At 49.1% G+C, this 12,428-nt stretch carries 15 protein-coding genes; 5 read left to right on the top strand and 10 right to left on the bottom strand.

The window, feature by feature from the left end; all coding sequences use genetic code 11:
- The first annotated feature begins 73 nt into the window (after positions 1 to 73).
- Both DT73_RS22955 and tpiA read left to right on the top strand, forming a co-directional pair.
- Positions 74 to 673: a DUF1454 family protein gene (locus DT73_RS22955; protein WP_036115816.1), complete on the top strand. Its 600-nt coding sequence runs from the start codon at positions 74 to 76 to the stop codon at positions 671 to 673.
- Positions 674 to 775: 102 nt separating this feature from the next.
- Positions 776 to 1,543: a triose-phosphate isomerase gene (gene tpiA, locus DT73_RS22950; RefSeq protein ID WP_036115813.1), complete on the top strand. Its 768-nt coding sequence runs from the start codon at positions 776 to 778 to the stop codon at positions 1,541 to 1,543.
- A 59-nt stretch (positions 1,544 to 1,602) separates the two neighbouring features.
- Here the strand turns inward: tpiA and DT73_RS22945 are convergent, their stop codons facing one another.
- The 5 genes from DT73_RS22945 to cpxP all read right to left on the bottom strand — a co-directional run bounded on the left by DT73_RS22945 (position 1,603) and on the right by cpxP (position 6,294).
- A complete protein-coding gene (locus tag DT73_RS22945) occupies positions 1,603 to 2,388 on the bottom strand; it encodes a CDP-diacylglycerol diphosphatase (protein WP_036115808.1) in 786 nt (261 codons plus the stop codon).
- Between the two features lie 88 nt (positions 2,389 to 2,476).
- Positions 2,477 to 3,466 (bottom strand): sulfate ABC transporter substrate-binding protein, encoded by a 990-nt coding sequence (locus DT73_RS22940; protein WP_036115805.1) that lies wholly within the window; start codon positions 3,464 to 3,466, stop codon positions 2,477 to 2,479.
- A 149-nt stretch (positions 3,467 to 3,615) separates the two neighbouring features.
- Entirely contained in the window at positions 3,616 to 4,578 is a 963-nt protein-coding gene (gene pfkA, locus DT73_RS22935) for a 6-phosphofructokinase (protein ID WP_036115802.1), read from the bottom strand.
- A 186-nt stretch (positions 4,579 to 4,764) separates the two neighbouring features.
- Entirely contained in the window at positions 4,765 to 5,667 is a 903-nt protein-coding gene (fieF, locus tag DT73_RS22930; protein WP_036115800.1) for a CDF family cation-efflux transporter FieF, read from the bottom strand.
- Between the two features lie 123 nt (positions 5,668 to 5,790).
- Positions 5,791 to 6,294: a cell-envelope stress modulator CpxP gene (gene cpxP / locus DT73_RS22925; protein WP_036115798.1), complete on the bottom strand. Its 504-nt coding sequence runs from the start codon at positions 6,292 to 6,294 to the stop codon at positions 5,791 to 5,793.
- 150 nt (positions 6,295 to 6,444) lie between these two features.
- On the opposite strand from cpxP, the gene cpxR reads away from it, so the two are divergent.
- From cpxR to trmL, 3 genes are all read left to right on the top strand, one after another.
- On the top strand, positions 6,445 to 7,143 hold the full coding sequence (cpxR, locus tag DT73_RS22920) for an envelope stress response regulator transcription factor CpxR (RefSeq protein WP_036115795.1): 699 nt from the start codon (positions 6,445 to 6,447) through the stop codon (positions 7,141 to 7,143).
- Positions 7,140 to 8,516 carry an envelope stress sensor histidine kinase CpxA gene (gene cpxA / locus DT73_RS22915; RefSeq protein WP_036115791.1) on the top strand — a complete coding sequence of 459 codons (1,377 nt, stop codon included), beginning with the start codon at positions 7,140 to 7,142 and terminating at the stop codon, positions 8,514 to 8,516. Before cpxR ends, cpxA begins: the two co-directional genes overlap by 4 nt.
- A gap of 74 nt (positions 8,517 to 8,590) precedes the next feature.
- A complete protein-coding gene (gene trmL / locus DT73_RS22910) occupies positions 8,591 to 9,064 on the top strand; it encodes a tRNA (uridine(34)/cytosine(34)/5-carboxymethylaminomethyluridine(34)-2'-O)-methyltransferase TrmL (protein WP_036115788.1) in 474 nt (157 codons plus the stop codon).
- Here trmL and cysE read toward each other — a convergent pair.
- The 5 genes from cysE to DT73_RS22885 all read right to left on the bottom strand — a co-directional run bounded on the left by cysE (position 9,061) and on the right by DT73_RS22885 (position 12,195).
- Positions 9,061 to 9,882 carry a serine O-acetyltransferase gene (gene cysE, locus DT73_RS22905; protein ID WP_036115785.1) on the bottom strand — a complete coding sequence of 274 codons (822 nt, stop codon included), beginning with the start codon at positions 9,880 to 9,882 and terminating at the stop codon, positions 9,061 to 9,063. The two genes, trmL and cysE, sit on opposite strands and share 4 nt — an antisense overlap.
- Before the next feature lie 76 nt (positions 9,883 to 9,958).
- Positions 9,959 to 10,975, bottom strand: coding sequence for an NAD(P)H-dependent glycerol-3-phosphate dehydrogenase (gene gpsA / locus DT73_RS22900; protein WP_110027370.1), 1,017 nt, complete (start codon positions 10,973 to 10,975; stop codon positions 9,959 to 9,961).
- Positions 10,972 to 11,439, bottom strand: a complete 468-nt coding sequence (gene secB / locus DT73_RS22895) for a protein-export chaperone SecB (protein WP_036115781.1) — start codon at positions 11,437 to 11,439, stop codon at positions 10,972 to 10,974. The genes gpsA and secB overlap by 4 nt, the downstream gene beginning before the upstream one ends.
- A 52-nt stretch (positions 11,440 to 11,491) precedes the next feature.
- Positions 11,492 to 11,743: a glutaredoxin 3 gene (gene grxC / locus DT73_RS22890; protein WP_036115777.1), complete on the bottom strand. Its 252-nt coding sequence runs from the start codon at positions 11,741 to 11,743 to the stop codon at positions 11,492 to 11,494.
- A 20-nt stretch (positions 11,744 to 11,763) separates the two neighbouring features.
- Positions 11,764 to 12,195 carry a rhodanese-like domain-containing protein gene (locus tag DT73_RS22885; RefSeq protein ID WP_036115775.1) on the bottom strand — a complete coding sequence of 144 codons (432 nt, stop codon included), beginning with the start codon at positions 12,193 to 12,195 and terminating at the stop codon, positions 11,764 to 11,766.
- Positions 12,196 to 12,428 lie beyond the last annotated feature (233 nt).

Here is a 12,428-nt window from a genome sequence, read left to right as displayed (position 1 = left end):
GGTGGAGCTGTTTTTGACAAGCGCACAGGATATCGTTTTAATCGTTTCACCAATCTCAGGGGAGTGAGAATGAATGAAATACTTGTTAACCGCGCTTGCAGCACTCACATTATTGACTTGTGCGGCCTACGGCAAAGCGGAACAAGGAGAAACCAAAGCGCCTGTCGCTGCGTACCTGCTACCCGGTGCGCCGGTGTTCGATATCTCGATTTCCGATTTCCGAGAACGTTTCAATCACGAAAATCCCACATTACAACTCAATGAATTTCGTGCCATTGAGGTCAACGACCCGAAAGTTTTATTACTGCGTGCTGCAACAAAAATTAATGAGAATCTCTATGCATCGGCAGCGCTTGAGCGGGCAACGCTCAAAATCAAAAGCATCCAGATAACCTGGTTACCGATTCAGGGGCCAGAACAGGCGAACGCGCGGGCAAAAGCGCTGGCCTGGATGAAAGCGTTAATCAATCATTTCAACCCTAACTATTCAGCACAGCAAAGTGCAGATCTGCTCACTAAATTGCTGTCTGCCGGGAAAAACAAAAGCTATTACGCTCAAACCGAAGGAGCGTTACGCTATGTTGTGGCAGATGACGGTGAAAAAGGGCTAACTTTCGCTGTTGAACCGGTTAAGCTGGCGCTATCTGAAGCGCTTGAAAACAGCAATCAATGATAAAAAGCAAAGCCTTTCGAGCTGTGAATCTCTATACTGTGTTACAGACCCGCTGCCTGCCATGGCAGCACTATTTTTATTTCTTACCACCTGGAGAATAAGATGCGACATCCCTTAGTGATGGGTAACTGGAAACTCAACGGCAGCACACACATGGTTCACGAGCTGGTGACTAACCTGCGTAAGGAATTATCCAGCGTTGTGGGTTGTGGTGTTGCGATTGCCCCTCCAATGATGTACCTCGACCTGGCAAAACAGACTGCAGCAGGCAGCCATATTCACCTGGGCGCGCAAAATGTTGACCTGAACCTGTCTGGCGCATTCACTGGCGAAACTTCCGCTGCAATGCTGAAAGATGTGGGTGCAAAATATATTATTATTGGTCACTCCGAACGCCGTACCTACCATGCTGAATCCGATGAACTCATCGCTAAAAAATTCGCGGTCCTGAAAGAACAAGGCCTGATCCCGGTTCTTTGCATCGGTGAAACTGAAGCAGAAAACGAAGCAGGTAAAACTGAAGAAGTTTGTTCCCGCCAGATTGATGCCGTGCTGAATACTCTTGGTGCTCAAGCTTTTGAAGGTGCAGTTATCGCTTATGAACCTGTGTGGGCGATTGGCACTGGTAAATCTGCCACCCCGGCACAGGCTCAGGCTGTTCACAAATTCATTCGTGATCACATTGCAAAAGCTGATGCGGCAATTGCTGAACAAGTTATCATCCAGTACGGCGGCTCCGTTAATGCGGCCAACGCAGCTGAACTGTTTGGCCAGCCGGATATCGACGGTGCATTGGTTGGTGGTGCTTCACTGAAAGCAGATGCCTTCGCAACTATCGTTAAAGCAGCAGCAGAAGCGAAAAATGCCTGATAAGCATTAATCGCCCTGCGGTTAAGGCCCTGTAGCATGCACTACGTTGTGGTGTCTGCTCAGGGCTTTTGTGTTTCTGGCGCAGTCAAAATTGCACAGGTATGATCCTGCAACACTTCTGCTGATGCCGGATTGCCGTGCAATAAATCACGCTCTGTTGCCAGCGCCAGCAGTTTACCGCTCTTCAGTGCCACCAGCGCCAGGCTGAAATGCCCCATCTGTTTTGCGGCCCCACCAACCTGCTGCGCAAAGTTAATAAACAGACTTTGGTTTTGCAGCTCTTCAGGGGTTAATGTCCGTGCCAGCCACTCTTCACCGGCCAGATTATCCGGGAATGGCTGCCATTGCGCCCCAACGGCATACTGAAATTTATCAATGGTTTGGCGAATATCATTGCGCAGGCAGGAGATATGAATATGTAACTGGTTCTGTGTTCTGCCAGTGGGTGAATTTATTGCCAATGAAATCGCAGTATCCGGTATGGGCGCCCCTCGTTTTTCTGCCATCACACCGCGTTCATGCCAGGCGTCCCAGAAAAAATTAGGCGTTGTGGGGGAAAGCAGTTCAGGGCTTTCAATGCCTGTTATACGTTCAACTGGCATGAGCAAAAATTGCAGCGGGCCATTGAGATCCTTCAATAGCACATAGCCTTGTTGCAGGTTTACTTCCTTACAAGGTGCCGGATTGTGATTCTTCTGCTCACCCGGTACGCATTTTTCACTGACAATGCGCCACAGGGCCCCGGCCTTCCACTCTCGTTCATGCCAGTACCAACCTCCTGCTGCACCAGCTACAACTAACACTACGAGAAATAACCCTAAATACTTTTTGCGATGACGGACCATCATTGTGCTCCTGAACGTAAAAAGACGATGACCTGGCAGCCATCGTCCTGTTTTTTATCTCAAATCACAATGACAGTTTTGTTAACAATCACCGCTGGCTGATTTGGTCAAATGTACCACCGCTGGCAAAATGTATTTTCTGTACCTGAGCCCAGCCGCCAAATTTTTCATCAATAGTGAAAAGTTTCAACTCAGGAAACTGTGCACTGAACTGCTTAGCCACTTCCGGGTCTCGGGGGCGGTAAAAGTTACGGGCAACAATCTCCTGCCCTTCATGGGAGTAGAGATGTTGCAAATATGCCTGGGCGATATCGCGCGTGCCTTTTTTATCCACCACTTTATCGACAACCGACACCGTCGGTTCAGCCAGAATCGATTCACTTGGCGTCACTATTTCAAACTGCCCGTGTCCCAGCGTCTTCTCCGCCAGTAGTGCTTCGTTCTCCCAGGCAATTAACACATCGCCAATTCCCCGTTCAACAAAGGTGTTCGTTGCGCCTCGCGCCCCGGAATCAAGCACTTCAACATTATGATATAGCGCTTTAACAAATGCCTGAGCCTTCTCCTGAGAACCATTATTGTTATCCAGCGCATAGCCCCAGGCAGCCAGGTAATTCCAGCGTGCACCGCCAGAGCTTTTTGGATTCGGAGTAATCACCGAGACGCCTGGTTTAACCAGATCATTCCAGTCATGAATATTTTTCGGGTTGCCCTTGCGCACCAAAAAAACAATGGTTGAAGTATAGGGTGCCGAATTATCTGGTAACCGTTTGATCCAGTCTTTAGCAATGCGCCCACGCGCAGCAATCGCGTCAATATCTCCTGCCAGAGCCAGCGTCGCTACATCGGCATCAATTCCATTAATAATTGACGTTGCCTGTTTACCTGAACCGCCATGAGACTGGCGAATAATCACATTGTCGCCCGTTTTCTCCTTCCACCAGGCACTGAACGCTTTGTTATATTGCTCATAGAGTTCACGCGTTGGGTCGTAAGACACATTTAATAATTGGATGTCTTTAGCCATTACACTGGCAGATGCCAGCAGCAAAACCACACCAGGAAGCCACTTTTTCATAACGGGTTCTCTTATCAGGTCGAATGGTGTCAGCCTGCCAGAAAATTTCACGCTAATTAAAGAATTAAAAAAAATTGGCTATAACTATAAGGAATAATTAAAGAGATAAAAAAGCCGGAGAGACGCTCCGGCTTGTTGTGGGTGGGCTGTCAGTACAATTTCTTCGCGCAGTTCAGCCAGTCGCCCTTGAATGGGCGTTTCATATTTTCAATGGCGTCGATAATATCGTGGTGTACCAGTTTTTCATTCTGTGTACCCACACAACGGCCACCGTATCCTTGCAGCAGCAGTTCAATAGCATAAGAGCCCATACGAGAAGCCAGAATACGGTCGTAAGGCACCGGAGAACCACCACGCTGAATATGGCCCAACACGGTAGAACGTGTTTCACGGCCTGTTTCAGTTTCAATGTATTTGGATAATTCATTCACATCGCAAATGTGCTCAGTAATCGCAACAATCGCGTGTTTCTTACCTTTGGCGATACCGGCTTTAATTTCGGAAACCAGATCTTCGCGGTTAAACTCAACTTCCGGCAGCACAATAAATTCACACCCGCCGGCAATGGCAGCAGCCAAAGTCAGATCACCACAATAACGCCCCATTACTTCAACAATAGAGATACGCTGGTGAGATGACGAAGTATCACGCAGGCGGTCAATAGCTTCAACAACGGTGCTCAGTGCTGTGAAATAACCGATAGTGTAATCCGTACCAGCCACATCGTTATCAATAGTGCCAGGCAGACCAATACATGGGAAGCCCATTTCAGTCAGGCGTTTTGCCCCCATGTAGGAACCATCCCCACCGATCACGACCAGTGCATCAATGCCACGTTTTTTCATGTTATCAATTGCGACACTGCGAACATGCTCTTCACGGAACTCAGGGAAACGCGCGGAACCCAGGAATGTCCCACCGCGGTTAATCATATCGGACACACTATAACGGTCCAGGTTAATCATACGGTCTTCATACAAACCCAGATAGCCATCATAAATCCCACAAACTTCCAGACCTTCTGTCAATGCGGCACGCACAACTCCACGAATCGCTGCGTTCATGCCCGGTGCGTCACCACCGCTTGTCAAAACACCGATTTTTTTAATCATGACTACCTCTGAACTTTGAATGCAAAAATGAATACTGTTGCCAGAACCGCCTGCGGATAAACTGGGGTTACTACGCTTACCGCAATAGTATATCAACCGGTTCTTGCTGAATTGATTCAGGTCAGGCCAAATGATGGTTATTTATACTGAAAATGGCGACCTGGCTCACTTTTTTACACCTCTCCATTAACGCTCGAAATGTCCCTGTAATTCCAGCGGCACTACCGAACAAGGATCCTGATGAATAATGACATCTGCGCCAGGAAAGTGGTCACGAATTGCCTGTTCCACCGCTTCAGCAATTCGATGTGATTCCACCAATGGCAAATCGTCGTCCATTTCCAGATGCAATTGAATAAAACGAGTCGGCCCTGACTGCCTTGTCCGCAGGTCATGGGTCCCTTTTACTTCAGGCCATTGACCAGCGATGCGAATAATTTCCTGATGGTCACTTTCCGGCAGGGCTCTGTCCAGCAAAGACTGAACGGCTTCATACCCCATACGTAAAGCGTTATATAAAATATAAATGCCAATACCTAAAGCGAAGAGTGAATCTGCACGGTGCCATCCATACCATGACAGGCCCAGCGCAACCAGGATGGCTCCATTCATCATAACATCAGACTGATAATGAAGCATATCTGCCCTGACAGCCTGGCTACCGGTTCTGCGGACCACCCAACGCTGGAATGTCACCAAAATGATAGTACTTATTAATGCCAGAACGGTGACAATCACACCGACACCTGCATCACGCATCGGTTCTGGTTGTGCAATATGTTGAATTGCCGAGAGAAATAAAAATAATGCCGAGCCTGAAATAAACATACTTTGTGCAAGAGCTGCCAGAGACTCGGCTTTACCATGCCCAAATGTATGTTCATCATCTGCTGGCTGAAGGGAATAGCGAACTACCAACAGGTTCGTTAAGGATGCAGCAATATCGACCAGTGAATCGACTAACGATGCCAGAATGCTCATTGATCCTGTTAACCACCAGGCAACTATTTTAATGCATAACAGTATGCAAGCAGTTGTCGTTGCAGCTAAAGCCGCACCGCTAACAAGACGGCCATAATTTTGATTCATAACACCTCCAGGAAGCCTGGATGCCAGTATAATCAATCTGAGTGTTTTTAAAGGCAAAAAAAAGCCCCGCCGGTTGGCGGGGTAAGACAGGGATGGTGTCTATGGCAAGGAAAACAGGGTTCATCACTGGTTACTACGATTACTGCTATAAAACTCTTCAGAAGACACATTCTGTAGCTCTGCAATTTCGCGCAAAGCGTTCATTCGTTTATTGTGCTTCTCTTGCAAAAGCGCTTTCTGCTCAGACGTTAACAGGCTGTACATCTGGTGCTGTACCCGGGCCATCTCGACCTGGCGCTCCACCTGTTCTTGTGCCATCTTTTCTGCCTGAGTACGAACAGCACTTTCATCAAACTGATTTTCTGTGACCAGCTTATGCATGGTCTCAATTTCATTCAGGTTTACAGGCGGTAAACTGTGTCTCGCCCTTTGCATTAAATCTCGCATCTGCTGTCGCTGTTGTTCGGTTAAACTAATACCATCGAACATGTGACTTTCAATATTGAAACGTGATGCGTTATTCGTTTGCTGGTGCCAGTTATCTGCAAAAAATGTTTCATCGGCATGGCTGGTACTGCTGATAAAAACAAGCGCTGATGCCAGAGAAACTGCGATAACTTTGCACATTACATGCTCCTGAATCCTTATGCTCCGTAAGTCGACGTTATGCAGTCTACGATTAACGCTGCAAACATGCGTCAGGGGGTGTAAAACAACGTAAAGTCATGGATTAGCCGTGCTGGATGACGTAATTTCTGCCTCGGAGGTATTTAAACAATGAATAAGATACTGTTAGTTGACGATGACCGAGAGCTTACATCCCTGTTAAAGGAATTGCTCGACATGGAAGGTTTCAATGTATTGGTAGCTCATGATGGGGATCAGGCTCTCAGCCTCCTTGATGACAGCATCGATCTTTTGTTGCTTGATATCATGATGCCCAAGAAAAATGGCATAGATACACTGAAAGAACTCCGGCAAACATACCAAACCCCTGTCATCATGCTGACAGCACGTGGTAGTGAACTGGATCGTGTTCTGGGGCTGGAACTGGGGGCAGATGATTACCTGCCAAAACCTTTTAATGACCGGGAACTGGTTGCCCGTATTCGCGCAATTTTACGTCGCTCACACTGGAGTGAGCAGCAACAAAGCAACGACAACGGCACACCCACACTGGAAGTTGACTCACTGAGCCTGAATCCAGGGCGCCAGGAAGCCAGCTTTGATGGGCAAACGCTGGAACTGACCGGTACAGAGTTTACGTTGCTGTATTTGTTGGCTCAGCACCTTGGGCAGGTTGTCTCCCGCGAACATTTAAGTCAGGAAGTGTTAGGTAAGCGGTTGACCCCTTTTGACCGGGCAATTGATATGCATATATCCAACTTGCGCCGTAAATTGCCAGAACGTAAAGATGGGCACCCCTGGTTCAAAACATTACGTGGCCGTGGGTATCTGATGGTGTCCGCTTCATGATAGGCAGCCTTACCGCCCGTATTTTTGCTATCTTCTGGCTTACGCTCGCTTTGGTGCTGATGCTGGTGTTGATGTTACCCAAACTCGACTCCAGGCAAATGACCGAGCTGCTCCAAAGTGAGCAACGCCAGGGCATGATGATAGAGCAACATGTTGAAGCGGAACTGGCTAATGACCCACCGAACGATTTGATGTGGTGGCGGCGTCTGTTTCGTGCCATCGATAAATGGGCGCCACCAGGCCAACGCTTATTGCTGGTCACCAGTGAAGGCCGGGTTATTGGTGCCCAACGCAATGAAATGCAAATTATCCGTAACTTTATCGGTCAGTCGGATAACGCAGCACACCCACAGAAGAAAAAATATGGCCGTGTTGAGCTGGTTGGCCCTTTTGCCGTCCGTGACGGCGAAGACATGTACCAGCTTTACTTAATTCGCCCGGCAAGCAGCTCTCAGTCTGATTTTATTAATTTATTGTTCGACAGGCCGTTACTGTTGCTCATTGTCACAATGTTAGTCAGTTCTCCACTCTTGCTATGGCTGGCATGGAGCCTGGCGCGTCCTGCACGCCGGCTTAAACTGGCTGCGGATGAAGTGGCCCATGGGGATCTTCGCCAACACCCTGAGCTCGAATCAGGCCCACAGGAGTTTCTGGCTGCCGGTTCAAGCTTCAACAAAATGGTCACTGCACTCGAAAGGGTGATGACCTCACAGCAGAGGCTGCTGTCTGATATTTCCCATGAACTGCGTACACCGTTGACTCGCCTTCAACTGGGTACCGCTCTGTTGCGGCGGCGAGCTGGTGAAAGCAAAGAGCTGGAGCGTATTGAAATGGAAGCCCAGCGCCTGGACAGCATGATTAATGACCTGCTGGTCATGTCGCGTAATCAGCAAAAAAATGCGCTGGTTAGTGAAACGATGAAGGCTAACCAAATCTGGAGCGAAGTGCTGGACAACGCGGCATTTGAAGCAGAACAAATGGGCAAGTCACTGGAAGTCACCTATCCGCCTGGTCCATGGCTGCTTTATGGCAACCCTAATGCGCTGGAAAGTGCGCTGGAAAATATTGTGCGCAATGCGCTGCGTTATTCGCATACCCATATCGCAGTAAATTTCTCGGTTGATAACCAGGGGATTACTGTCACTGTGGATGACGATGGCCCAGGCGTCAGCCCGGAAGACCGGGAGCATATTTTCAGGCCATTTTATCGCACAGATGAAGCCCGGGACCGGGAGTCTGGTGGCACAGGGTTGGGGCTGGCTATTGTTGACAGCGCCATTCAGCAGCACAGGGGCTGGGTTAAGGCCGATGACAGCCCGTTAGGCGGGTTACGCTTAGTGTTGTGGTTACCGCTTTATCATCGTACAAGCTGAGGCCTTCACGGGCCTCTCGTTTTACTGCACGGTTAAATTTGCTATTCTTGCGCCCCTGACCAGGGGGTTGTTGTATGTTGAATATTGTTTTGTTTGAGCCCGAGATCCCACCGAATACCGGGAATATTATTCGCCTGTGTGCCAATACAGGTTTCCGTCTGCATATCATTGAACCCATGGGTTTTACATGGGATGACAAGCGCCTGCGCAGAGCCGGGCTGGACTACCATGAGTTTACGGCGGTTATACGCCATCATGACTACGCGGCTTTCCTTGAAAAAGAACAGCCTGGACGGCTTTTCGCACTCACCACAAAAGGTACCCCTGCACACAGCGCAGTGGCATATCAGCAAGGTGATTATTTGATGTTTGGCCCGGAAACACGCGGCCTGCCAGCATCTATCCTGGATACCTTTCCTGCCGAACAGAAAATTCGTATTCCCATGGTTGCTGACAGCCGGAGTATGAACCTGTCTAATTCGGTTGCAGTGGTAGTTTATGAAGCCTGGCGCCAACTGGGTTACGATGGCGCAGCACCACGCCGTTAAATGCCATCTCCATCTTCAAAACCGTGATTCAGGGCATTAAAGAGCTGGTCCATATCCATTGATGGCTTCTCGCTATCGGGCTTACCGACTACACGAGCCGGCACCCCCGCTGCGGTGGTATGTGCAGCAACGGACTGTAGCACAACGGAACCAGCTCCAATTTTTGCTCCCCGCCCCACTTCAATGTTGCCGAGAATTTTTGCTCCCGCGCCAATCATAACGCCTTCACGAATCTTCGGATGGCGATCACCGCTGGTTTTACCTGTCCCGCCCAGCGTCACTGACTGGAGGATAGACACATCGTCTTCCACCACAGCCGTTTCACCGATCACAATACCCGTTGCGTGATCCAGCATGATCCCACGGCCTATGCGGGCAGCGGGGTGAATATCCACCTGAAAAGTCACTGATACCTGGTTTTGCAGAAAAATCGCCAGAGCTTGCCGCCCCTGGCCCCACAACCAGTGGCCAATACGATAAGCCTGTAATGCGTGAAAGCCTTTCAGATATAACAATGGCGTTGAATACTTATCTACCGCCGGGTCGCGTGTTCGCACAGCCTGAATATCACAGGCCGCGGAAGCTATCATTTCAGGATCGGCAGAGTAGGCTTCTTCCACCACTTCACGAATGGCAATCGCTGGCATAATGGCTGAAGAGAGTTTATTCGCCAGCATATAACTGAGCGCACTACCCAAATTTTCGTGTTTAAGTAATGTCGCATGATAGAAACTCGCCAGCATCGGCTCACAATCGGCCAATGCCCGGGCTTCGGCTTTAATGTTATTCCAAACCAGGTCAAGTTCTTCACACGGCATTGCTTTCTCCAGACAGAAATAAGAAACCGGCGACATAGACATATGCCACCGGTTTTAATCATAAACACGCGTTCCGTCAGTGACTGCTTTCATCCTTGCGCGCCCGACCAAGAAGTGTCAGCGCGGCATCCCGGGCATCTTTATTACAGTATAATACCTGATAAATTTGCTCAGTTATTGGCATTTCTACACCATAACGTTGTGCCAGAGCCCGAACCTCTTTGGTATTTCGGTACCCCTCGACAACCTGGCCAATTTTATCCTGGGCAGACTGCACATCAGCCCCCTGGCCCAGCATCATACCGAAGCGCCGGTTACGAGACTGGTTGTCAGTACAAGTCAGGACTAAGTCACCTAACCCGGCCATTCCCATGAAGGTCGTTGGGTCTGCACCCAAAGCGGACCCCAGACGCGACATCTCTGCCAGCCCACGGGTAATCAACGCGGTTCTGGCATTAGCACCGAAACCAATTCCATCAGACATCCCGGCACCAATAGCAATCACATTCTTCACCGCTCCGCCCAACTGCACCCCAATAAAATCTGGGTTGCTGTACACACGGAAGCTTTTCCCGCAATGCAACAGATGCTGCAGGTCAGCCGCAAACTTGTCATCTGTAGCCGCCAGCGCAATGGCCGTTGGCAAGCCAGCCGCCAGTTCTTTAGCAAAGGTTGGGCCTGACAATACTGCCAGTGGGATAGTGTCACCCAGCTCATCCCTTGCAACATCCTGCAGCAAACGCCCAGTCTCTGCTTCAAGGCCTTTTGTGGCCCAAACGACACGAGCATCGGGGCGTAGCAATGGTTTAAGCTGACGCAGAACATCACCAAAAACATGGCTTGGCACTACAACCAGAACATCACGGCTGGCAGCAAGTGCTTTTGCCAGAGAGCTTTCTGGATGGAGCGTGTCAGGGAATGCGACGTCAGGAAGGAATGCGGCATTGCATCGCTCTGCCGCAAGTGTGGCGATATGGGCGGGATCATGCCCCCATAAAACCACATGGTGGCCATTACGTGCGACGGTAATGGCCAGTGCTGTGCCATAAGAACCGGCACCAATCACTGTCATGGAGGCATTCATTGTCATCAGGCGTCCTGATGTTCTTCCGTACCTTCACCTGACTGCTGCTGCAGGTAATTCATAAACAGCGCGTCAAAGTTTACCGGAGCCAGGTTCAACTGAGGGAACGTACCACGGGAAACCAGGCTGGTAATGCATTCGCGAGCATACGGGAACAGAATGTTAGGGCAATAAGCACCCAGGCAATGCGCCAGTTGTGTGCCCTCAATGCCGCCAACAGTAAAAATACCGCCCTGCTGAACTTCACACAGGAAAGCTGTTTCTTCTTCTACTGTAGCCGTCACAGTGACACGCAAAACCACTTCGTACACATCATCAGCTAACTGACTGGATGCAGTATCCAGATCGAGTTTTACTTCTGGCTGCCAGTCTTTTTGAAAAATGTGTGGTGCATGGGGCGCTTCGAAAGAAATATCCTTGGTGTAAACGCGCTGAATCTGAAAAGACATTTCAGTATTATTTTGTTCTGACATGTGTCAACCCTTAACGTTTTGTCCTTAATCTCATTAATGGACAGCTAAAAAATTAGTTTAACAGGGGATCAAGTCCACCACGTGCGTCCAGCGCATACAAGTCGTCACAGCCACCGATGTGCTGTTCATCAATAAAAATCTGCGGAACTGTACGGCGCCCACTACGTTCCATCATCTGGGCTCGCAGCCCATCATCTCTGTCAATGATGATTTCGTTGAAAGAGACACCTTTACTGCTCAGCAGTGCTTTAGCTCGTGAGCAGTAAGGACAGGTTGTTGTGGTATAGATATCAATATTGGCCATCACAACTCCTCATTTACCGGTTATTTACCGCGTACCAGAGGCAAATTCTCACCACTCCAGCCCGCAATACCTTCTTTCAATACGGTCACTTGTTCGAAACCCGCTTTACTCAGTGCACCAGCCAGTTCCTGTGAAGACATACCGTTGGCGTCAACTACAATGATGGGTTTGTTTTTATGTTTTTCAAGCTCGCCCACATTGCCGGCTTTGATTTCGTTAGGCAGCACGTTGATTGCATTGGCAATATGCCCTTTACGGAAATCATCACGCTGGCGCACATCCACGACCACCGCATCTTCTTTGTTAATCAACCGTGTTGCTTCACCACGTGAAATCACTTTCACTTTAGAGGCAAGGCCTTTGAAAGTAGTAACCAGCACAGCCAGTAATAAGCCAACCCAGGCGATACTCAGCACCGGATGACGGCTAACAAATTGCATAATCTCTTGCATGGGGGGTTGTAACTCCCGAATCAGTGAAAAAACCAGGAAAGGAGTATACCTGCGCGTTGTTCTAAATACAGCCAAAGAGCATCAGGTTATGCATTTTCTGCTGCAAGTGGTGAAAAAAAACATCAACCCACCCGAGATATGTGAGCTGGCCCCACGCTTTCTTTGATCTTCCGGGGCTATTTACTGGGGCCAGCTGTAGTAAAATTACGCAAAAGAATTGTGTCTTTTACGTA

It is taken from the genome of Mangrovibacter sp. MFB070 (assembly GCF_000705335.1).
GTDB classification, from domain to species: domain Bacteria; phylum Pseudomonadota; class Gammaproteobacteria; order Enterobacterales; family Enterobacteriaceae; genus Mangrovibacter; species Mangrovibacter plantisponsor.
This window is presented reverse-complemented; position numbering and strand designations above follow the sequence as displayed.

Coding starts and splice junctions, on each gene's coding strand:
- DT73_RS22885 (WP_036115775.1), bottom strand. CDS start 12,195: ATGCAAGAGATTATGCAATTTGTTAGCCGTCATCCGGTGCTGAGTATC.
- cpxR (WP_036115795.1), top strand. CDS start 6,445: ATGAATAAGATACTGTTAGTTGACGATGACCGAGAGCTTACATCCCTG.
- secB (WP_036115781.1), bottom strand. CDS start 11,439: ATGTCAGAACAAAATAATACTGAAATGTCTTTTCAGATTCAGCGCGTT.
- DT73_RS22955 (WP_036115816.1), top strand. CDS start 74: ATGAAATACTTGTTAACCGCGCTTGCAGCACTCACATTATTGACTTGT.
- cpxA (WP_036115791.1), top strand. CDS start 7,140: ATGATAGGCAGCCTTACCGCCCGTATTTTTGCTATCTTCTGGCTTACG.
- grxC (WP_036115777.1), bottom strand. CDS start 11,743: ATGGCCAATATTGATATCTATACCACAACAACCTGTCCTTACTGCTCA.
- tpiA (WP_036115813.1), top strand. CDS start 776: ATGCGACATCCCTTAGTGATGGGTAACTGGAAACTCAACGGCAGCACA.
- cysE (WP_036115785.1), bottom strand. CDS start 9,882: ATGCCGTGTGAAGAACTTGACCTGGTTTGGAATAACATTAAAGCCGAA.
- pfkA (WP_036115802.1), bottom strand. CDS start 4,578: ATGATTAAAAAAATCGGTGTTTTGACAAGCGGTGGTGACGCACCGGGC.
- cpxP (WP_036115798.1), bottom strand. CDS start 6,294: ATGTGCAAAGTTATCGCAGTTTCTCTGGCATCAGCGCTTGTTTTTATC.
- DT73_RS22945 (WP_036115808.1), bottom strand. CDS start 2,388: ATGGTCCGTCATCGCAAAAAGTATTTAGGGTTATTTCTCGTAGTGTTA.
- trmL (WP_036115788.1), top strand. CDS start 8,591: ATGTTGAATATTGTTTTGTTTGAGCCCGAGATCCCACCGAATACCGGG.
- fieF (WP_036115800.1), bottom strand. CDS start 5,667: ATGAATCAAAATTATGGCCGTCTTGTTAGCGGTGCGGCTTTAGCTGCA.
- DT73_RS22940 (WP_036115805.1), bottom strand. CDS start 3,466: ATGAAAAAGTGGCTTCCTGGTGTGGTTTTGCTGCTGGCATCTGCCAGT.